The organism is Arthrobacter sp. NPDC093128 (genome assembly GCF_040683875.1).
Taxonomy (GTDB): domain Bacteria; phylum Actinomycetota; class Actinomycetes; order Actinomycetales; family Micrococcaceae; genus Arthrobacter.
Genome location: NZ_JBFBEY010000018.1, coordinates 1 through 21,026 on the forward strand (window position 1 = coordinate 1; position 21,026 = coordinate 21,026).

Annotated in this window: 18 protein-coding genes and 1 pseudogene; 10 read left to right on the plus strand and 9 right to left on the minus strand. The window is 66.6% G+C overall.

What is annotated here, in order from left to right; translation table 11 throughout:
- Window positions 1-766 (plus strand): annotated as a pseudogene (locus tag AB0N24_RS19720) (pyruvate dehydrogenase (acetyl-transferring), homodimeric type); the annotation flags it as partial.
- A gap of 117 nt (window positions 767-883) precedes the next feature.
- Window positions 884-1,492 (plus strand): nicotine blue oxidoreductase, encoded by a 609-nt coding sequence (gene nboR, locus AB0N24_RS19725; RefSeq protein WP_364127890.1) that lies wholly within the window; start codon window positions 884-886, stop codon window positions 1,490-1,492.
- A gap of 36 nt (window positions 1,493-1,528) precedes the next feature.
- On the opposite strand, the gene AB0N24_RS19730 is transcribed toward nboR, so the two are convergent.
- Window positions 1,529-2,179: a uracil-DNA glycosylase gene (locus AB0N24_RS19730; RefSeq protein WP_364127893.1), complete on the minus strand. Its 651-nt coding sequence runs from the start codon at window positions 2,177-2,179 to the stop codon at window positions 1,529-1,531.
- Window positions 2,180-2,226: 47 nt separating this feature from the next.
- Between AB0N24_RS19730 and AB0N24_RS19735 the strand changes: the two genes are divergently transcribed.
- Window positions 2,227-2,751: a DUF488 domain-containing protein gene (locus tag AB0N24_RS19735; protein ID WP_364127895.1), complete on the plus strand. Its 525-nt coding sequence runs from the start codon at window positions 2,227-2,229 to the stop codon at window positions 2,749-2,751.
- 56 nt (window positions 2,752-2,807) lie between these two features.
- Here AB0N24_RS19735 and AB0N24_RS19740 read toward each other — a convergent pair whose 3' ends face one another.
- Window positions 2,808-3,791: an aldo/keto reductase gene (locus AB0N24_RS19740; protein ID WP_364127898.1), complete on the minus strand. Its 984-nt coding sequence runs from the start codon at window positions 3,789-3,791 to the stop codon at window positions 2,808-2,810.
- An 80-nt stretch (window positions 3,792-3,871) separates the two neighbouring features.
- Here AB0N24_RS19740 and AB0N24_RS19745 point away from each other — a divergent pair, with 80 nt between their 5' ends.
- Both AB0N24_RS19745 and AB0N24_RS19750 read left to right on the plus strand, forming a co-directional pair.
- Complete coding sequence (locus tag AB0N24_RS19745) at window positions 3,872-4,300, plus strand: DUF3592 domain-containing protein (protein WP_364127900.1); 429 nt, start codon at window positions 3,872-3,874, stop codon at window positions 4,298-4,300.
- A gap of 3 nt (window positions 4,301-4,303) precedes the next feature.
- Complete coding sequence (locus AB0N24_RS19750; protein WP_364127903.1) at window positions 4,304-4,735, plus strand: DUF3592 domain-containing protein; 432 nt, start codon at window positions 4,304-4,306, stop codon at window positions 4,733-4,735.
- A gap of 13 nt (window positions 4,736-4,748) precedes the next feature.
- Here AB0N24_RS19750 and AB0N24_RS19755 read toward each other — a convergent pair whose 3' ends face one another.
- The 5 genes from AB0N24_RS19755 to AB0N24_RS19775 all read right to left on the minus strand — a co-directional run bounded on the left by AB0N24_RS19755 (window position 4,749) and on the right by AB0N24_RS19775 (window position 12,125).
- On the minus strand, window positions 4,749-7,619 hold the full coding sequence (locus AB0N24_RS19755; RefSeq protein WP_364127906.1) for a molybdopterin cofactor-binding domain-containing protein: 2,871 nt from the start codon (window positions 7,617-7,619) through the stop codon (window positions 4,749-4,751).
- 2 nt (window positions 7,620-7,621) lie between these two features.
- Entirely contained in the window at window positions 7,622-8,611 is a 990-nt protein-coding gene (locus AB0N24_RS19760) for an FAD binding domain-containing protein (protein WP_364127908.1), read from the minus strand.
- Entirely contained in the window at window positions 8,602-9,942 is a 1,341-nt protein-coding gene (locus tag AB0N24_RS19765; RefSeq protein ID WP_364127911.1) for an XdhC family protein, read from the minus strand. The genes AB0N24_RS19760 and AB0N24_RS19765 overlap by 10 nt, the downstream gene beginning before the upstream one ends.
- 177 nt (window positions 9,943-10,119) lie before the next feature.
- Entirely contained in the window at window positions 10,120-11,616 is a 1,497-nt protein-coding gene (locus tag AB0N24_RS19770) for an NCS2 family permease (protein WP_364128172.1), read from the minus strand.
- Window positions 11,617-11,630: 14 nt separating this feature from the next.
- Window positions 11,631-12,125 (minus strand): nucleoside deaminase, encoded by a 495-nt coding sequence (locus AB0N24_RS19775; protein ID WP_364127914.1) that lies wholly within the window; start codon window positions 12,123-12,125, stop codon window positions 11,631-11,633.
- 397 nt (window positions 12,126-12,522) lie between these two features.
- Between AB0N24_RS19775 and AB0N24_RS19780 the strand changes: the two genes are divergently transcribed.
- On the plus strand, window positions 12,523-13,896 hold the full coding sequence (locus AB0N24_RS19780) for an 8-oxoguanine deaminase (protein ID WP_364127916.1): 1,374 nt from the start codon (window positions 12,523-12,525) through the stop codon (window positions 13,894-13,896).
- Between the two features lie 69 nt (window positions 13,897-13,965).
- Window positions 13,966-15,237 carry a non-homologous end-joining DNA ligase gene (gene ligD / locus AB0N24_RS19785; protein WP_364127919.1) on the plus strand — a complete coding sequence of 424 codons (1,272 nt, stop codon included), beginning with the start codon at window positions 13,966-13,968 and terminating at the stop codon, window positions 15,235-15,237.
- 80 nt (window positions 15,238-15,317) lie between these two features.
- Here the strand turns inward: ligD and AB0N24_RS19790 are convergent, their stop codons facing one another.
- Window positions 15,318-15,533, minus strand: a complete 216-nt coding sequence (locus AB0N24_RS19790) for a hypothetical protein (protein WP_364128178.1) — start codon at window positions 15,531-15,533, stop codon at window positions 15,318-15,320.
- A gap of 336 nt (window positions 15,534-15,869) precedes the next feature.
- On the opposite strand from AB0N24_RS19790, the gene pucL reads away from it, so the two are divergent.
- Both pucL and AB0N24_RS19800 read left to right on the plus strand, forming a co-directional pair.
- Window positions 15,870-16,778 (plus strand): factor-independent urate hydroxylase, encoded by a 909-nt coding sequence (gene pucL, locus AB0N24_RS19795; protein WP_364127921.1) that lies wholly within the window; start codon window positions 15,870-15,872, stop codon window positions 16,776-16,778.
- A gap of 171 nt (window positions 16,779-16,949) precedes the next feature.
- The gene (locus AB0N24_RS19800) at window positions 16,950-18,452 is read left to right on the plus strand and encodes a nucleobase:cation symporter-2 family protein (RefSeq protein WP_364127924.1); all 1,503 of its coding nucleotides are present in this window, start codon (window positions 16,950-16,952) and stop codon (window positions 18,450-18,452) included.
- 142 nt (window positions 18,453-18,594) lie between these two features.
- Here AB0N24_RS19800 and AB0N24_RS19805 read toward each other — a convergent pair whose 3' ends face one another.
- Window positions 18,595-19,350, minus strand: a complete 756-nt coding sequence (locus tag AB0N24_RS19805; protein WP_364127927.1) for an IclR family transcriptional regulator — start codon at window positions 19,348-19,350, stop codon at window positions 18,595-18,597.
- A gap of 221 nt (window positions 19,351-19,571) precedes the next feature.
- Between AB0N24_RS19805 and AB0N24_RS19810 the strand changes: the two genes are divergently transcribed.
- Entirely contained in the window at window positions 19,572-21,008 is a 1,437-nt protein-coding gene (locus tag AB0N24_RS19810) for an NAD-dependent malic enzyme (RefSeq protein ID WP_364127930.1), read from the plus strand.
- Window positions 21,009-21,026 lie beyond the last annotated feature (18 nt).

Below are 21,026 nucleotides of genomic sequence, written 5' to 3' on the forward strand. Positions count from 1 at the left end.
CGCCACCAACCCGGCAGTGGTCACCTACGACCCCGCCTACGGCTACGAAATGGGCCACATCATGCGCGACGGCATCGAGCGCATGTACGGACCGGCCGCAAGCGGCGACGGAACCGGAACTGCGTCCGATAAAAACCTGATGTACTACATCACCGTCTACAACGAACCCATCACCCAGCCGAACGAACCGGAGAACCTCGACGTCGAAGGTGTGCTGAAAGGCATTTACCGGGTATCGGCGTCGGGCGCTGAAGGTCCCAGGAGCCAGATCCTGGCCTCCGGCGTCTCCGTTCCCTGGGCGCTGGAAGCCCAGCGGATCCTGGCCGGGGACTGGGGCGTCTCAGCGGACGTCTGGTCCGTCACGTCCTGGAACGAACTGCGCCGTGACGGCCTCGCCGCCGAGGAGGAAGCCTTCCTGAACCCCGGCGAACCGGCACGGGTCCCGTTTGTGGCCCGGCAGCTGGCCGATGCACAAGGTCCCGTCGTGGCGGTCTCGGACTACATGAAGGCCGTCCCGGACCAGATCCGCCAGTTCCTCCCCCACCAGTTCGCCTCCCTCGGCGCGGACGGCTTCGGCTTCTCCGACACCCGGGCCGCGGCACGACGTTTCTTCAAGAACGACACCCACTCCATCGTGGTGAAGACGCTGCAGCTGCTCGCGGCGAGGGGCGACGTGGAGGAGGGCGCGCCGTCGTACGCCATGGACCGCTACAAGCTCCTGGACGTCAACGCCGGCACCACCGGCGGAGCCGGCGGCGACGCCTGACATACCGCTGGAGTTTTTGTCCAGATAATGCGAATTGGAGGCCCTTTTGGGGCCATTATCTGGACAAAAACTCCTCCCCGGGGAGGGTGAGGCGATCCTTGGAGCTAGGGTTTGGGCATGGCTGACTTGAATGGACCGCGGACGACGGCGGTGCTGCTCGCCGCCGGGGCGGGCACCCGGCTTGGGCGGGGGCCAAAGGCGCTGCTGCCGTTCCGCGGCCGGACCCTGGTGGAAGTGCTGGCCGGTGTCCTGCTCGACGGCGGCTGCCGCGAGGTGGTCATCGTCCTCGGCGCCGACGCGGCGAAGGTCCGCGATGCCACCGACCTGGCCAACTACACCGTCATCAAAAACCCCGACTGGCAGTCCGGAATGGGCAGTTCATTCCGGCGGGGAATTGCCGCGGCGGCAGCCGAAGACCATGTGGTGATGGCCCTGGTGGACCAGCCCGGCCTGACCCCGGAAACGGTGGCCCGCGTGCTGGCAGCGCACCGGGCCGGCCGGGTGACCTCCGCCGCCTACCGCGGACCGGGCGGCACCCTCCGGCGCGGCCATCCGCTGTTGCTGGACGTCACCTTGCGTGCAGAAGCGGCCGCATCAGCAACGGGCGACGCCGGTGCCCGGCTTTTCCTGCAGACCCACCCGGAGCTCATCGACCTGGTGGATTGCAGCGATCAGTCCGGCGGCGAAGACCTGGATACTCCGGACCAGCTGCGGTTGCTCGGCTAGGCCAGACGCAAGGCCGGGCCCTGGCCGCAGACTGCCCTACTGCCGCACCTCCGCTGAAAGCAGCTCCTCCAGTCCGCGCTTGAAGCCGGACCTGCCGCCGTGGGCGGGATGCCTGATTTTCGGCACGTCCAGGCCGCTCCGTTGCAGGCTGCGGTGGGCCACATTGCCCACGGCCACAACGGTTTCGATCGGGAACAGCTCCGTCAGTGCCTGCCAGAACGGAGTACCCAGGGCTGCCTCGGGGGCAGTCGGCGTGCGGTTGGACAACGGCCGCCCGGGCACATGCGTATGCCAGGGGCACGCACTCCACAGCACGGGCAGGAAGTCCAGCTCGGCCAGCACCTGCCACATTACTGTTGCGGTCGGCTCGGACGCGACCCCCTCAGCCTCCGTCGGCAGCTCGTAGCCCTTTCCCGGCCCGAACAACCCGAAGTGGTTCGCCGGCCCCTCGAACATGGTGCGGTTGGTGAAGGGAACGCCGGTGATTCGCATGCCCCTGAAGCCGGGTGCTTCCCCCACCAGCAGCACCTTCGGGGAGCGGTCCAGCATTTCCTGCAGGTAGAGGCCCAGGTTCCGGCGGCGCTGCGCATTGGCCGGGATGGTGTGATCGAAGAAGTTGTTGCACCCGGGCGGTGTGGCTACGGCCGCGAGCCGGTCCACGAACGCGCTGATGGATGGTGTGGTCATGCACGTCCCCCTTAGCACCTTGGCAGCCGCCACCATAGCATTGGGGCATGACGGACATGACCATCTTCACGGTGGGCCACTCCACTCATCCCATCGAGGAATTCATCAGCATCCTGAAGGCCCACGGCGTGAAGAAGCTGATCGATGTGCGCACCGTCCCGAAGTCGCGGCACAATCCGCAGTTCAATGGGGATGCCTTGGCGGCGAGCCTTCGTGCCAGCGGAATTACCTACCGGCGGATGCAGTCCCTCGGCGGGCTGCGGCACGCCCGCAAGGACAGTCCCAACAGTGCCTGGCGCAACGCGTCGTTCCGGGGCTACGCGGATTACATGCAGACCGAAGAATTCTCAGCAGCCATCGACCAGCTTCTGGAACGTGGGCGGAGCAACAAGGCTGCCATCATGTGCGCGGAAGCCGTCCCGTGGCGCTGCCACCGCTCACTGATCGGTGACGCGCTGGTGGTCCGGAACGTCGAGGTTCTGGACATCATGACGGAAAAGACCGCCAAACCCCACACCCTGACGTCCTTCGCACGAGTCGACGGCGAGCGGGTCTGGTATCCGGTGGACTGATCTGCACCAATTGGTCCCGCAGCCTCAGCCATGCATGTCCCATTCCAGGAGACCGCCTACCAGCGCGGGTGGATCGAATCGCGGAAGTAGCGGTCGTAGATTTCCCGGACCCCCACGTCGAACGTTGCGTCAACGCCGGTGACGCCCGCCGCGGCGGCGTTGGAGCGGGCCTGGTCCACGTTCCGTGCGCCCGGGATCACCGTGCTGACGCCGTCCTGGGCGGCGATCCAGGCGATGGCCGCCTGTGCGGTGCTGACGCCGTCGGGCACCAGTTCCTCGAACTCTGCCACCGCTTTGAGCCCCTGCCCGAAGTCCACTCCGGAGAAGGTCTCTCCGACGTCGAACGATGAGCCGTCGCGGTTGAAATTCCGGTGGTCGTCCGCCGCGAAGGACGTGTCCGCGGTGTATTTGCCGGACAGCAGTCCCGAGGCGAGCGGAACCCTGGCGATAATGCCTACCCCGGCAGCCTCGGCCGCGGGCAGCACCAGGTCCAGCGGCTTGAGCCTGAAGGCGTTGAGGATGATCTGCACCGTGGCCGTGCCTTGGTGCCGGATGGCTTCGAGGGCTTCGTCTGCCCGCTCCACGCTGACGCCGTAGTTCCGGATTGCACCGTCCGCCACGAGGGTGTCCAGTGCGTCATAGACCTCGGCGTTGCTGTAAACCGCGGTGGGCGGGCAGTGCAGCTGCACCAGGTCCAGCTGCTCCGTTCCCAGGTTGCGCCGGGACCGGTCCGTCCATTCGCGGAAGTTGGCGAGGCTGTAGTTCTCCGGCTGCTGCTCCTTCCGGCGGCCCATCTTGGTGGCCACAGTGACATCCAGGCCGGGGTTGTCCGCCAGGAATGCGCCGATGGCCTGCTCGCTGCGGCCGTCGCCGTAGACGTCAGCAGTGTCGAAGAACGTGACACCCGCTTCCACGGACGCAGCCAGGATGTCCCGTGCCTGCGCGGGATCCACGTTGCCCCAGTCCGCGCCCAGCTGCCAGGTTCCCAGGCCAACAATGGAGACGTTCCGTCCAGTCTTGCCCAAAATGCGCTGTTCCATCATCCGACTATATGCCGTCGGCTTCGGTCCAGTGCGAGCCGGGATGACATACTTTTGGTGACTCGAACCGGGGGAATAGCTTGAAAATCGTTTTGTACGCCGTCTGGGCGCTGTTTGCCGTCGGCATCACGTTGACGCTGATCCATCAGTTTCGTAAATCGATGCGCCACGAAAAACTGATAGCCAGCTGGCCAAAGGTGCGGGCCACCGTGACCGGCAGCGTTGCAGGCTGGAGCAACGGCGGCGGCAGCGGAGAGAGGAGCCGGCGCTTCTTCGCCACCTACCAGTTCGCGGACCCGTACGGGACCCTCTTTGCCGGCGAATCGGAGGTGTCAAACGCCAACCCGCCGATGCCCGGATCGTTCGTCGAGGTGGCCTACAACCCCGTTAATCCCGTCCAGTCATTTGAGGTCCAGAACGGATCCACTACGATGCTCGGCATTGCGGCTGCTGTCTTCGCCGGAGTCCTCGCGGGCATGTTCGTCTTTATCGGCGTCCTCACAGGCTGAACCATGGACTCCATCAAATTGATCTTCGTGGTAGTGCCGGGCATGTTCCTGGTGGTCGGCCTGATCCTCATAGGCCTCTCGCTGGCCCCGTCCTTCCGACGTCGCCGTGCCGTGTCCAAGTGGTCACGCACCTCGGCCATGGTCACCGGCAACCTCCACGGCACGGACGGACCCGGCAGCAACGGCAGGAACCGCTTCGCCCCGACCTACGAATTCACGGACTCGACGGGCAAGCGCTGGCTGGGCCAATCGGACATCTACGGCTTCGACCAGGCGATCATCGGAACTGCCATTACGGTGCTGTTCAACCCGGCCAACCCTGCCGAATCCACGCCGCCGGTCCTGGTCGTTGCCAAAGGCCTGATGTCAACAGGCCTGATCATGGTGCTCTTTGGCGCAGGGGGCGTCACGATGTTTGCCACCGTTCTCTGGTAGCCTCCCCGCGCCGCTATAGGCCGTGGGCCCCCTCCAAACGCGACGCCCTGCCTGCTTCCTTCAGACCCAGGTAGATCTTGTCCCTCGCGATGGGCAGCTCGGCGAACCTCACGCCCGTGGCGTTCCGGATGGCATTCGCCAGCGCCGGAGCCACCGGATTGAACGGGCTCTCGCTCATTGACTTGGCCCCCAGCGGACCCATCTTGTCGCTGGTTTCGGCGAAGTACACCTCGCTGCGGGGCACGTCCGCGAAAGTGGGGATGTGGTACTGCCGCAGGATGTCCGTGGTGACTTTCCCGCCGTCGTCCACCCTGACTTCCTCATACAGCGCGGCGCCGAGGGCCTGGGCGATACCGCCTTCGATCTGGCCGCGGCACTGCCGCGGGTTGACCACCACGCCGGCATCGGCGGCCTGGACGCTTTGCAGGATCTTCAGTTCGCCGGTTCCGGTGTTGACCGCCACCCGGAAGCCCTGGACGTTGAACGCAACCGATCGCGGCGTCCCGCCCCAGTGCCCTTCGGTGGCAAGCTCGACGCCGGCCGCTTCCGCTGCGCCGAAGATTTCCGTCAGGGGCACCCGGGTTCCCTCGCAGACCACGGCGTCCTCCTCCAGCACGCAGCCTGAGGACTGCACCTGCCGGATGCCGGCGGCGAACGCGCGGATCCGGACTGCGAGCTCTTCGGCCGCGGTCAGCGTGGCCTTGCCGGCCACCACCGTTCCGGCCGAACCGAAGGCACCTGTATCGTGCTGCACCAGGTCCGTGTCCGACTGCCGCACGGTGACGCGCCCGGCCGTCGTGGACAGGGCCGTGGCCGCGAGCTGCGCATGGACCGTGGTGGTGCCGTTGCCGAATTCGGCGGTCCCGACGTCGGCAGCGTACGTTCCGTCCGGAAGGAGCCGAACCTTGGCGTGGGCAAAGTGGCCGCGCGGCGGGACGGTGTCGATCATGGACAGCGCCGTCCCCTCCCCTGTGACCCAGTCCGGGCCCAGGTCATCCAGCCCGGCAGCCCGGTACCGTTCGAGCCCGCGGGCTAGTGCATCCTGCACAAGCCGGGTGCACTGGTCCAGCCCGTAGCTGCCGTAGTGGACGTCCTCTTCCGGTTCGGGATGCGTGGAAAGCATGTCATCGCCTTCGAGGACCATGTTGCGGCGGCGGAACTCCAGCGGGTCCATCCCGATCCCGGTGGCGAGCTCGTCGATGCCGGACTCGATGGCGAAGATCATCTGGCTCAGGCCGTAGCCGCGGAACGCGCCGGCGGGAACCGTGTTGGTGTACACCGCGTGGGCGTCCACCTTCTTGTTGGCGCACTTGTACACGCCTAGGGATTCGCCGCAGCCGTGGAACATCACGCCGACCGCATGGTTGCCGTAGGCGCCGGTGTTGGTGAGCACGTCCAGCTGCAGCGCCGTGAGCCGGCCGTCCCTGCTGGTGCCGGCCTTGAGGTGGATGGTGAACGGGTGCCGGGTGGTGGAGGCCGTGAACTGCTCCGTCCGGGTGAATTCGAGCTGCACCGGCCGCTTCAGCTTCAGCGCCGCCAGGGCGACGACGTCCTCGGTGAGCACTTCCTGTTTCCCGCCGAAGCCGCCGCCCACGCGGCCGGCCACCACACGGATCTGCTCTTCCGGCAGGTCAAAGACGCGGGACAGGGTGCGGCGGACCAGGAACGGCACCTGGCTGGAGGTGCGGACCTGGAGCCGGCCGTCAGGGTCGACCGAGGCGATGGCGGCGTGCGTTTCCAGTGCGGTGTGCTGCACGCGCTGGGTCCGGTAGGTCTGCTCGTGGATGAAATCGGCCTCGGCAAACCCGGCGGCAACACTGCCGAGTTCCGAATGCAGCTCCGCCACCACGTTCTGGTCCGGCCGGCTGATCCGTGCGGTGGCTGCATCCTTCTCCCCGTGGATCGCCGGCGCACCCGGCCGCATCGCATCCTCGGGGGTGAAGACGGCGTCCAGCGCCTGGTAGTCCACCTTGAGGGCGCGCACTCCGGCTTCCGCCGCCGCCACGGAATCGGCGACGACGGCGGCAACCTTCTGCCCGATGAACCGGACCACGTCGTCCAGGACGCGCGTATCGTCCGGATCGTCGGTGTACAGCTCGTGCTGGGCCGTGGAGAACAGCTGCGCCGGGGCGTCCTCGTGAGTGAAAACGGCCACCACGCCGGGGATTTCCAGGGCCGCCGTTGAGTCGATGGAGAGCACCCGGGCATGGGCGTGAGGTGACCGCAGGAGCTTCAGGTGCAGCAGCCCCGGCAGTTCCTCCGCGGGCACATCCAGGGTGTACTGGGCCTTTCCTGTCACGATGGCGAGGCTCGCAGGCGCGGGCACGTCGTCGCCGAGCTGGCCCGGCTTGGGCTCGGGCTGGCCTTCGCCGGCGATCCCCGAACCCGGGCCTTTGGGATCCGGGTGCCCCTCATGGCCACAGACGGCATCCTCGATGGCCCGGTACCCGGTGCAGCGGCAGAGATTGCCCTTGAGGTTGCGGGGCAGGTTTTCCTTCTGCTCCTCGTCGAACGTGGCGGCCGTCATCACCATGCCGGCCGTACAGAATCCGCACTGGAATCCCTGGCGGTCCAGGAACTGTTGCTGCATCGGGTGGAGGGCGCCGGCGTCGGACGAAATCCCGTCGGGCGTTCCGCAGGTGGCCAGCCCCTCGATGGTGGTGACGGCGTGCCCTTCGGCCCGCACGGCGGGGTAGATGCAGCTGTGCACGGGGGTGCCGTCCACATGGACCGTGCAGGCCCCGCAGTCGCCGCCGTCGCAGCCCTTTTTGACGCCGAAGTTTCCCTGCTCCCGCAGGAACGTGCGCAGGCACTGGCCGGGACGCGGTTCAGCCGCGGCCGGAACGCCGTTGATTTCGATGGTGCGGGTGGTGTCGTTGGCCATGCTCAGGCCCCTTCCTGCTGAGACGAAGCCTGCGATGAAGCCGTGCGCCGGGTGATGTGCAGCGGCGATGTATGCTGCGGCAGGGTCTGCGGCGGCGGCCAGAAATCCCCGGAGACACGGACGGGCGGAATCCCGGCCGGGGCCTCCAGCTCGGCCCGGATCTCCTCCGCGAGGCGGTAGGTCATGTCTTTCCGCCAGGCTGGCAGGCCGTGGATGTCGTTGTGGTACAGCTCCGCCGGAATGGCGGCATCGAGTGCTTCGACGAGGGCACCTGCCGACGTCGCGGCGCCGTGCGGCGCACCGAAGCGCAGCTGGACGGGGCGTTTGGTGGCGGCGGTGACGGTGAGGACCAGGGTGCCGTCGGCGTCGAGCCTTCCAATCAGCAGCACCCCGGACCGTCCCAGGTTGCTCAGCGACAGCCGGCGGAACGCCACCCTGGCGGCAAGGGCCGACGCCGGAAGATGGATGCTGCGCAGGAGTTCGCCGGGCCCCAGGCAGTTCTTGCCGTCCCCCGTGACGAAGTCGGCCACCGGCACGGTGCGGCGGGCACCGCCCGGTCCGAGCACGGCGGCCTCGCCGTCGAGCGCAGCGCACAGCGAAATCATGGGACCGGCGGGCAGCGACGTGCAGAGGTTGCCGCCCACGGTGGACATGTTCCACACCTTGAAGGAGGCCACGAAGGACTCGCAGCAGGGGCGGACGAGGCTCAGGGCGGGCCAGGCAGCTTCCCGCTCCCCCAAAACGTCGGAGGAAGGCAGTGCGTAGAGCTCCGCGACAGTGCACGTTGCCGCGAGCTCGATGCCCGTTTCAGTGACTGTGACGGCGGGCCAGCCGGCGGCGCCGAGGTCCAGCAGCCGGCGGAGCGGCTCCTTGCCGAAGGCGAGGCTCCCGTAGGAGAAGAGGACCGTTCCGCCTGCGAGCCAGGCATCCCCGTCGCGCCATTCGGCCGGGTCCTCGGTGCGGACCACGGCCTCGATGGTGGTCATGTCCATGGGGTCTCCTGGTGTTGCGTGGTGTTGACGTTGTGAATGGGGCCCGTGTGAATGGGGCCTGTGCCGTCCTTCAGCGACGATGCCAGCACGGATGCCCCGGCGGAGCGGCTGCGGCTGGCCACCAGCTCGGCGGTGATGGACACCGCCACCTCGGCCGGGGTCACGGCGCCCAGGTCCAGCCCGATGGGCGAATGCAGCCGGGACAGGGCCTCGGCCGGAACCCCGGCGGCAAGCAGCGAATCGACACGCTGCCGGTGGCTTCGCCGTGATCCCATGGCGCCCACGTAGGCAAGATCCAGGCTCAGCGCCGTTTGCAGCAGCGGGATGTCGAACTTCGGGTCGTGGGTCAGGATGCAGGCCACGGTCCGGGCGTCGATCCGCCCCGCCGCGGCTTCCTCCGCGAGGTAGCGGTGCGGCCAGGCCGTAACCACCTGGTCCGCGCCGGCGAACCGTGACTGGCCCGCAAAGGCAGGCCGGGCATCGCACAGCGTCACGTGGTAGCCCAGCAGCTGGGCAGCGGGCAGCAGGGCCGCGCCGAAGTCGTTGGCGCCGAAGATCAGCAGGCGGGCTGGCGGAAGTCGGCTCTCCACGAGCAGGGAGATGGGCTCCGGATCGGTGGCTGGGTTTGTGGCTGGGTTTGTGGTGTGGCTTTGTGGCACGAGTGTGCCGGAACCCGCGCCGGGAACTTCCCCGGCCATGGCAGCGGCCATGCCAGCCGGAAGGCAGCCCTCCGGCGGGGCAAGCCGGACCAGGCCGGTCCGGCCGCCGCGCAACAGCGGTTCCAGCTGGGCAGCGGCCGCCAGCATCAGCCGCCCGGCAGCCGGTGCCCCATGAGAGGCCAGTCCCAGCAGCGCCGCGAGTTCGGCGGAAGAGTCCACCCGGTACGTGGCCGGATCCGGGATCACGACGGCGCCGCCCCCGTGGGCGTCCACCCTCCTGACCAGCGCCAGGGCACTCGCGGGGCCGTGGCCGGCGAACGCCTGCAGGCTCTCCAGCCTGAGCCCCCCCGGGGCCGAGCCGAGCGGCTCGATGTGGATCTCCAGCTCCCCGCCGCAGGTGAGCCCGACGGCGAACGCGTCCTCGGCGCTGTAGCCGAAAAACTTGCGGCGGGTGCCGCCGTCGTGCAGTGCCGCCAGCGCCGCTTCCACGACGGCGCCCTCAACGCAGCCGCCGGACAGGCTGCCGAGGACGTCTCCCGCCTCGGACACGAGCATGGACGTGCCCAGCGGCCGCGGCACGGATCCGCCGGCGCCCACTACGGTGGCCACGGCGCAGCGCTGGCCGGTAGCGGCGGGCTGCCATTCCTTCAGTGAAGGCATCAGATCCAACATTGCTGCACTCCCTTTTCCTGTGCCGCGATGGTGTCCATATTCTCGTTCCTATCCTGCGCCGGGGGAAGCACCGGCAGTAGTGGCGCCTGCCGTAATTTCCTTGCAGCCGGCGATGTTGCAGTTTGGTGGACCGGGGCCGGCCCCATCTGCCTGCCCCGGTCCGGTCTAAAGGGGTCCCTATACGCCCAGCAGGGCGTTGATGGGACCGCGGGCGAAGTACACCAGGAAGCCGGCCGTGACCACCCACATCAGCGGGTGCACCTTGCGGATCTTGCCGGAGCATGCACTGATGACCGCCCAGGAGATGAAGCCCACGCCGATGCCGTTGGCGATGGAGTAGCTCAGCGGCATGGTGACGATGGTCAGGAACGCCGGGAGCGCCACCGAGAACTTGCTGAACTTGATCTCGCGGATCTGGGCCATCATCATGGCGCCAACCACCACCAGGGCTGCGGCGGCCACTTCCAGCGGCACCACTGACGTGAGCGGGGTCAGGAACATCGAACCCAGGAACAGCACGCCCGTGACCACGGAGGCCAGTCCGGTGCGGGCGCCTTCCCCGATGCCCGCGGCGGAATCGATGTACACCGTGTTGGATGAACCGGAGGTGGCACCGCCCGCGACGGCTCCCAGGCCTTCGACGATGAAGGCCGACTTCAGCCGCGGGAACGTGCCGTCCTTGTGCGCCACGCCGGCGCTTTTGGCCAGGCCGGTCATGGTGCCCATGGCGTCAAAGAAGTTGGTGAACACCAGCGTGAAGACCAGCATGGTGGCGGCGAGTCCGCCGATCCGGCCGAAGGCGCCGAACAGGTCGAACTGGCCCACCAAACCAAGGTCCGGGGCGGACACAAGCTGGCCGGAGAGAACAGGGGTGTTCAGGTGCCAGCCGCCGGGGTTGCTTTCGCTGCCCGGGCCGATCTTCATGAACGCTTCGACGACCGCGGCCAGCACGGTGGTGGCCACGATGCCGATCAGCAGGCCGCCCTGCACCTTGCGGGCCACGAGGACGCCCATGACCAGCAGCCCCACGATGAACACCAGGGTGGGAACCGAGGTGATGGAGCCGTTGTCACCCAGCTGGACCGGAGGGCCCGCCGTCGTGGCCCGGACAAAGCCCGAATCCACGAACCCGATGAAGGCGATGAACAGGCCGATGCCCACCGTGATGGCGGCCTTCAGCTCCTTGGGCACGGCCCGGAAGATGGCTGTCCGGGCGCCGGTGACGCCGAAGAGCACAATCAGGATGCCGTTGATGACCACCAGGCCCATGGCCTCGGCCCAGGTGACTTCCTGGATAACTGCCACTGCCAGGAAGGAGTTGATGCCCAGGCCTGCTGCGAGTCCGAAGGGGAGGTTGGCGATCAGTCCGAACAGGATGGTCATCACGCCGGCGGTCAGGCCGGTGACGGCACCGACCTGCGCTGCGGACAGCCAGCCCCCGGCAACGTCGGTGGGGGCGTTGTCCGCGCTGAAGCCGCCAAGGATCAGCGGGTTCAGGATGACGATGTAGGCCATGGTGAAGAAGGTGACCAGTCCGCCGCGGACCTCGCGGGCCACGGTGGAGCCGCGCTTGGTGATCTCGAAGAAACGGTCCAGGAAGGCGTTCGACGGCCGCGGGCGCTTGGGGGCGGCAGGCTGCTGCCGCTCTTCGACGGTGGTGTCCAGGATTGTCATGTCAGCCACCGGCCCTAGTAGTCAATCCTGGAGTCGAGCGTGTTCCAGGTGTTGAACGGTTGAAGGACCGGAGGCGCCTGGGGGTCCTCGAGTTCCAGCTTGGCCACCGGCATCAGCGCATCGCGCCGGTCGTTTTCGAAGTACTCGTAGAACACGGCGTCGTCGAAGCCGACGGAGGCTGCGTCGTGCCGGTCCGCCGCGAACACCACGCGCTCCACCCGCGCCCACAGCGCCGAGGCCAGGCACATGGGGCACGGCTCGCAGCTGGTGTAGAGGGTGGCTCCGGTGAGGTCGAACGTGCCAAGTTCGCTGCACGCCCGGCGGATGGCCGTGACTTCGGCGTGGGCTGTGGGGTCGTTCGTGGCGGTGACGCGGTTGACGCCGTCGAACGTTTTTCCGTCTGCAGTGACAATGACGGCGCCAAACGGACCGCCGCTGTTCAGGACGTTGGCCGTGGCCAACTCGATGGATTTGGCCAGGAATTCCTGGGCCGTGACGGTGGTACTCATGATGCGACTCCCTTTGCTTGGAAGCCGGTACGCCGAGGTGGAACGAAAGGGCCAGATGCGACGGTTACCAGGCTTCAGCATGTGCTTTTGAAGGTTAAGTTGCGCCTGGTAGATAGCTTCCCCGTAGTCCCGGGGGCCCGCCTTTGGCAAAATCGAGATTAGCACCGGAACGTGAGCTGCGCCATAGGTTTTGGAAAGTTAATTTCGTGATGTGAAATTTGGATGTCCAAGTTGTCACATCGGGTTGGCTCCACCCGGAGCGTTGACGCGCCCCTTCCCGCCGTCCTACGCTGATGCCCAACCGGCGCTCGCCTTAGCCTGCGCCGGGAGCCTGGATCAGCAGACAGGCCTTCACTGAGCTGGCATTTCATCCGCACACTCAGACAGGAGCGCCCACATGTTCACGCACCCCCCGCACCCCACGGAATCCCGGCTCTGGATCCGGAACCCGCTCGCAGCCTTCACCGCCAACGCCCTGGACGCCTCCGGCGGCATCGTGGTCAGCGGCGGAGTGATCACGGAGGTTCTGGCCGCCGGCCAGCTCCCGTCCGCACCCGTCCAGGAGACGTTCGACGCCTCCGGGCATGTCCTGCTGCCGGGCCTGATCAACACGCACCACCACTTCTACCAAACGCTCACGCGCGCCTGGGGTCCGGTGGCCAACGCACCCCTGTTCCCGTGGCTGCAGAACCTGTATCCCGTCTGGGCGAGGCTCAAGCCGCGGGACCTGGAGCTGGCCACCACCGTTGCGCTCGCGGAACTGCTGCTCTCCGGCTGCACCACGGCCGCGGACCACCACTACCTCTTCCCCGACGGCATGGAGGACGCCATCGACATTGAGGTCCGGGCAGTGCGCGCGCTGGGCATGCGGGCAACCCTCACCCGCGGATCCATGACACTCGGGGAGGACGACGGCGGGCTGCCGCCACAGTCGACTGTCCAGGCGCCGGACGTGATCCTGGCGGACAGCGAACGGCTCATCCGCGAGTACCACGAGCGGGGCGACGGCGCCGTCATCCAGATAGCCCTGGCCCCGTGCTCACCGTTTTCCGTGACGAAGGAGATCATGGCCGAAAGCGCTGCCCTGGCGGAACGGCACGACGTCCGCCTGCACACGCACCTGGCCGAAACCCTGGATGAGGAAGACTTCTGCCGGGAGATGTTCGGCCTGCGCACCGTGGAGTACCTGGAGAGCGTGGGATGGCTGGGCAGCCGGACCTGGCTGGGCCACGGCATCCACTTCAGCGACGCCGAGATCGCCGCGCTGGGGGCCGCGGGCACCGCCGTCGCGCACTGCCCCACCTCAAACATGCGGCTGGCCTCGGGCACTGCCCGCGTGCTCGAGCTGGAAGACGCGGGAGTGCCCGTGGGGCTGGGAGTGGACGGCTCGGCATCGAACGATGCCTCGAACATGATCCTCGAGGCGCGGCAGGCGCTGTACCTGCAGCGGCTGCGCTACGGGGCGCAGGTCCCGGTCGAACGGGCGCTGGGCTGGGCGACGCGCGGGTCGTCGGCGGTGCTGGGCCGGTCCGATCTAGGGCAGCTGGCCCCGGGGATGCAGGCGGACCTGGCCCTGTTCCGGCTGGACGGCCTGCGCTTCTCCGGCAGCCACGACCCCCTCGCCGCACTCCTGCTCTGCGGGGCGGACCGGGCCGACCGCGTGATGGTGGGCGGGCAGTGGCGCGTGGTCGACGGGCAGATTCCCGGACTTGATGTTGCCGGGCTCATCGCGGAGCACTCGGCCGCGGCGCGGAAGCTGGTGGCGGGGTAGCTACTCCGCCGTTTCGCCTGCCGCGCAGCTGCTCTAGCTGGGACATCCGATCGTTGCTAGCGTGACGGAATGAACCCGTCGAAGGCCCCGGCCGAGATCCTCACCATTAACGGCGCCGAGGTGCGCATCTCGAGTCCGGACAAGGTGGTGTTCCCCGAGCCAGGGCTGACGAAGCTCGACCTGGTGCGCTACTACCTCGCCGTCGCGGACGGTGCACTGCGCGGCGCCGGCGGCCGGCCAATGGTGCTCAAGCGCTTCCCGAAGGGCATCGATGCCGAGCCGTTCTTCCAGAAGCGCGTGCCCGAAAACCACCCCGACTTCATCGACACGACGACGCTGCACTACGCGTCGGGGACGTCGGCCGAGGAGGCCGTCATCCGGGATGCCGCGGGCCTGGCATGGGTGGTGAATCTTGGCTGCCTCGACCTCAACCCGCATCCCGTGCGGGCCGAGGACCTCGAGCACCCCGACGAGCTCCGGGTCGACCTCGATCCGATGCCGGGAGTCGGCTGGTCCCAGATCGTCGACGTCGCGTATGTGGCACGGGAGGTGCTCGGCGACATGGGACTCGTGGGGTGGCCGAAGACGAGCGGGTCGCGCGGACTCCACATCCTGGTGCGCATCGCGCCGCAGTGGTCGTACCGCGACGTGCGGCTCGCCGCGGAGACCCTCGCCCGCGAGGTGGAGAACCGCGCTCCCGGCCTCGCCACCGCGCGGTGGTGGAAGGAGGAGCGCGGCGAGAGCGTGTTCGTCGACTTCAACCAGAACGCCAAGGATCGCACCGTGGCATCCGCATACTCAGTCCGGGCACTGCCGGATGCCCGGGTGTCGACGCCACTCACCTGGGACGAGGTCCGCTCCACCCGGCCGGAACAGTTCACGGTGCGCACAGTGCCCGTGCGCTTCGCGGAGGTGGGCGACCCCCACGCCGGCATCGACGACGCGGTCGGCTCACTCGACGGCCTCCTCGCCTTGGCGGCCGAGCTCGGGCCCGCCGAGAAAGCGCCGCGCGGCGGCGACGGCTCCGGCCGCCGGCAGTCGGTGATGCCGCTCATCGAAGTGGCCCGCACCAGGACCAAGCCCGAGGCGCTCGCGGCGCTCGATGAGTGGAAGACCCGGCATGCGGACATCGTGCCCGCCCTGCATCCGGCCGATGTGCTCGTCGATGGAATGCGCGGGTCGAGCTCGCTTTGGTACAGGGTGCGGGTGAACCTGCAGCACGTCTCCGAAGCGGACCGTCCGGTGCAGGAGGAGCTCATCGCCGACTACGACCCATGGGCCGGCAAGGAGTGGCCGGGGCACCCTGGGCCCGACACCGGCGACGCGCAAAGTTCCTCATGACGCGCAAAAGGCCTGGCGACACCCGAATCCGGGTGTCGCCAGGCCTTTTGCGCGTCGCTTAGCGCATTGCGTGTCCCGGGCTACGGGCGCTGCCGGCCGAAAACCGGGAGCGCCCGCAGCCAGCGGGAGAATCCGCGGTCGGTGCGGTCGCAGTCGGCCGGGATGTAGAAATCGGGATCGGTGGCGCCGAACGGCAGGTACAGCTCCTGGCCGGGTGCCGGAAAGTCAGCGACGTTGTTCTTATCCTGCGAGTCCATCTGTTCCTCCTCGTTCTTGCGGGGCTTCGTTTCCGTCATTCGGAAAAGATTTATTGTTATGTGGAAATCCTAATGGCCGGACCCAGGCGGGTCAAGACCCCCGCCCAAGGCCTCCTCCTCACGTGGGGGCCGCGCCGGTCACAATCCGATTTTTCGATTAGTGATGTACACCACGGCAAAGCTCGGCTACGCTTTAAGTCAACTCGTGGCGTAGGTCACGTAACCTGGGAGCAGCAGGCAGGGTCGTAATGAGCTGGCGTCATTGGATGCCGGCTCTTTTTTGTTGGGTCGGCTCCATCAGAAACGCGTGGGAAACACGCGCTTAATTTCAATGATGGAACCTAGGTTCCACATCACGGAAGTTGGGAACAGACCATGAGCAGCAAAATCATCCTCGGCCAGAACCAGTACGGCAAGGCCGAAGTCCGGGTCGTCAAGATCACCAGGGACACCGACCGCCACGAGATCGAAGACCTGAACGTCACCTCGCAGCTCCGCGGGGACTTCACCGCGGCCCACCTCGAAGGCGACAACAGCCACGTCGTAGCCACGGACACGCAGAAGAACACCATCTATGCCTTTGCCCGCGACGGCATCGGCTCGCCGGAGGCATTCCTCCTGCGGCTGGGCGAGCACTTCACTTCGAGCTTCGACTGGGTCACCGGCGGCCGCTGGGAAGCCGAGTCCTACAGCTGGAACCGGATCCAGGCCCACGGTGCGGAGCATGACCACTCCTTCGTGCGCAACGGCCAGGAAGTCCGCACCGCCGTGCTGGTCCGCGATGGCGCGGCAACGCACCTCATCTCGGGCCTCAAGGACCTTACGGTGCTCAAGTCCACCCAGTCCGGATTCGTGGGATACCCGAAGGACAAATACACCACCCTGCCCGAGACCACGGACCGCATCCTTGCCACGGACGTTTCCGCACGCTGGCGCTTCAATGCCAACACCGATTTCAACGCCCTTGATTTCAACAAGAGCTACGAAGACGTCAAGAGCCTCCTTCTGGAAGGCTTCACCGAAAAGTACTCACACGCCCTGCAGCAGACCCTGTTCGACATGGGCGCCAAGGTCCTGGAAGCACACAGCGAGATTGACGAGATCAAGTTCTCGATGCCCAACAAGCACCACTTCCTGGTGGACCTCTCGCCGTTCGGCCTCGACAACCCGAACGAGGTCTTCTTTGCCGCCGACCGCCCGTACGGCCTGATCGAGGCTACAGTCCAGCGCGAAGACGCCGCTTCGGCGGACGTCGCCTGGAACGGCATCGCCGGCTTCTGCTAAACCGCACCCGGCGGCCCGGAGTTTTTGTCCAGATATCGAGGCTTAAAGACACTCAAACGCCCATTATCTGGACAAAAACTCCGGGCCCAGCGCACCAATGATTCAAAAACTGTTAGCCAGACACCGTTAGCCAGACAAAGACGTCTGCCATGAACACCAAGAAAGTCTGCCATGAACATTAAGAAGAAATCGGCTGCAGAAGCCGGCACTGGCCGCAAGCAGTCCGACCGCCCGGAGGACCAGCGGCTTCCCCTCGGAAGCACCTTCGCCTACGGCTTCCAGCACGTCCTCACCATGTACGGCGGCATCATCGCCCCGCCGCTGATCATCGGCGCAGCGGCGGGGATGTCTTCGCAGGACATCGGCCTGCTGATTGCCGCCTGCCTCTTCGTCGGCGGCCTGGCCACGATCCTCCAGACTGTCGGCATCCGGTTCTTCGGGTCCCAGCTGCCCCTGGTCCAGGGCGTCTCCTTTGCCGGCGTCTCCACCATGGTGGCGATCGTCCACGGCGGCGGGGGCATCCAGGCCGTATTCGGCTCCGTCATCGCCGCTTCATTGATCGGGCTTCTCATCACGCCGCTGTTTTCCAAGATCATCCGCTTCTTCCCGCCGGTGGTCACGGGCACAGTAATCACCACCATCGGCCTGACGCTGATGCCGGTCGCGGCCAACTGGGCCATGGGCGGCAACAGCAAGGCGCCGAACTACGGCAGCGTGGCCAACATCGGCCTGGCCGCGGCAACCATGGCAATCGTCCTGTTGCTCAGCAAGGTGGGCAGCGCCGCGATCTCCAGGCTTTCCATCCTGCTGGCCATGGTGCTCGGCACGGTGATTGCCTTCGTCTTCGGCATGGCTGACTTCTCCAAGGTGGGCCAGGGCGACATCGTCGCGTTCCCCACCCCGTTCGCGTTCGGTCCGCCCACCTTCGAAATCGCTGCGATCATCTCCATGCTGATCGTCATCCTGGTGACGCTCACCGAGACCTCCGCGGACATCATTGCGGTCGGCGAGATCGTGGGCACCAAGGTTGACTCCAAGCGCATCGGCGACGGCCTGCGGGCGGACATGCTCTCCAGCGCCATCTCGCCCCTGTTCAACTCCTTCACCCAAAGCGCCTTCGCCCAGAACGTGGGCCTGGTTGCCATCACGGGCGTCAAGAGCCGCTTCGTGGTCAGCGCCGGCGGCCTGATCCTGGTGATTCTGGGCCTCCTGCCGGTTCTTGGCCGGGTGGTCGCAGCGGTGCCGACTCCCGTCCTGGGCGGCGCCGGCGTCGTACTCTTCGGAACGGTTGCCGCCAGCGGCATCCGGACACTTGCCAAAGTGGAGTACAAAAACAACATGAACCTGATCATCGTGGCGGCGTCCATCGGTTTCGGCATGATCCCGATCGCGGCTCCGGCGTTCTACGATCAGTTCCCGTCCTGGTTCGGCACCATCTTCCACTCCGGCATCAGCTCGGCCGCCATCATGGCCATCCTGCTGAACCTGCTGTTCAACCACCTCAAGGCCGGCAACTCGGAGAACCAGTCCGTGTTTGTGGCCGGCACGGGGCGCGTGGTCCGCGAAGAGGACCTTAAGTGCCTGGCCGACGGCGACCGCTACGAAGGCGGCAAGCTGATCGACTGCGACGGCAAGGAAGTCCCGGTGGAGTCGGCATCGAAGTCTGAGCACTAAGGCTCCCCCGCCAGTTCCCGGCCACCGCCACACAAACGCGAACGGACAGTTGAAACCCTCTTTCCACCGGATTGAGGACCTCAACTGTCCGTTCGCGCGTGCAGCGCCCGCCGTCGTCGTACCGGACTTACGACGGCGGGACCTAGCTTTGGTTGAGCTCGTCCGAGATCGTCTGGGCCGCTTCGCGCAGCAGCGGCACAGCACGTTCCGCGAAGGACTGGTCCACGCGGGACACCGGCCCCGACACCGAGATGGCCGTGGGCGTCGGGGCGTTCGGGACAGCCATTGCGAAGCAGCGGACGCCGATCTCCTGCTCCTCCTCGTCGATGGAGTAGCCGCGTTCACGGATCAGCTTCAGGTCCAGGAGCAGGGTGTCGATGTCGCCGATGCTCTTGGGCGTGGGCGTGGGCATGCCGCTGCGCTGGATGATCCCGCGGACGGTGTCGTCGTCCAGCTGGGCCAGGATCGCCTTGCCGACGCCGGTGGCGTGGGTGTGCGCGCGGCGGCCCACCTCGGTGAACATGCGCATGGAATGCAAAGACGGCACCTGGGCCACGTAGATGACCATGTCCGAGTCCAGCACGGCCATGTTGGCCGTCTCCCCGAGCCGGTCCACGAGGGATTTGAGCTGCGGCCGGGCCAGTGCTCCGAGCTGCTTGTTGGCGCCTTCGCCAAGCCGGATGAGCCGCGGGCCGAGGGCATAACGCCGGTTCGGCAGCTGGCGGATGTAGCCAAGGGTGACCAGGGTGCGCAGCAGGCGGTGGATGGTGGGGAGCGGCAGATCGGTGGAGGAAGAAAGCTCGCTGAGCGTGACGTCTCCGCCGGCGTCAGTAATCAGTTCCAAAAGTTCGAAGACGCGCTCAACGGACTGCACGCCTCCCGGGGCCTTTTCAGCCATAACCGTGGTCTCCTGCGGTATCGGTTCCGACAACTCTTATCCACATCGTGAAAAAAATTGCTTAGAAGTCCCAAGATACAGCACGCTCCGGTCGTCGTCGATGCGCCTTTGGGGCTTGTGTTTCCACAAAGTAGATAATAATATCCATAATACGAAAACATTTGATTGAGCACTAAGCCCTGATGTGCACCGCATCGGGGCCCGACCAGGAGGAACATTCAATGGCGAACCCGAGCCCCGGAAATTCGATCACCCTGCGCGTGGAAGCACCGTCCAGCTTCACCGCCACGAGCGAACTGGCCGCCGCCGTCGGAGCCGCCGGCGCAGCCATCACCGCCCTGGACGTCACCGAGTCCCACCACGAGACGCTGGTTGTGGACGTCACCTGCAACACCACTGATGACGAGCACGCCGCCCGCGTCAAGGACGCCCTGAACGCGCTCGACGGCGTCACGGTCCAGCACGTTTCCGACCGCACCTTCCTGATGCACCTCGGCGGCAAGCTCGAGGTCGTCCCGAAGGTGGCCCTCCGCAACCGCGACGACCTTTCCCGCGCCTACACCCCCGGCGTCGCCCGCGTCTGCCTGGCCATCGCGGAGGACCCGTCAGCGGCCCGCAACCTGACGGTCAAGCGCAACACGATCGCCGTCCTCACCGACGGTTCAGCAGTCCTTGGCCTGGGCAACATTGGCCCGGCCGCAGCGCTACCCGTCATGGAGGGCAAAGCCGCCCTGTTCAAGCAGTTCGCCAATGTTGACGCCTGGCCGGTCTGCCTGGACACCCAGGACACCGAGGAAATCATCATGATCGCCAAGGCCATGGCCCCCGTCTACGGCGGCATCAACCTCGAGGACATCGCGGCGCCGCGCTGCTTCGAGATCGAAAACCGCCTCCGCGAAGAACTGGACATCCCGGTCTTCCACGACGACCAGCACGGCACGGCAATCGTCACCCTGGCCGCACTGGTCAACGCCCTGCGCGTAGTGGACAAGAAGCTCTCCGAGGTCAAGATCGTTGTCTCCGGCGTCGGTGCCGCAGGCTCGGCCATCATCCAGCTCCTCAAGGCCCAGGGTGCGCAGCACATCGTCGCCGCCGGCCGCTCCGGCGCCATCCACTCCGGCCAGGAATACAGCGACGAACACCGCAGCTGGATCGCAGCCAACACCAACGAAGAAGGCTTCTCCGGGACCCTGCACGAGGCCATCGTCGGGGCGGATGTCTTCATCGGCGTCAGCGCCCCTCACGTGATCGGCGAGGAGCAGGTGGCCGCGATGGCTGAGAACGCCATCGTATTCGCCATGGCCAACCCCACACCGGAAATCGACCCGGTGGTAGCGTCGAAGCATGCGGCAGTGGTGGCTACGGGGCGCAGCGACTTCCCCAACCAGATCAACAACGTACTGGCATTCCCGGGGTTCTTCCGCGGGCTGCTGGATGCCGGGGCCTCGGACATCACGCCGGACATGCTGGTGGCCGCAGCGGAGGCGATTGCCAAGCGCGTGGCGGACGATGAACTCAACGCCAGCTACATCATCCCCAGCGTCTTCGACCCCCACGTTGCCGCCGACGTCGCAAGTGCCGTAGCACAAGCAGCAGCCAATGCAGCCAACGCAGCCAAAGCCGCCGCGCACGCAGCCCCAGAACCCGCCAACGCCTGATTCGCAAGCCTAGAAAGG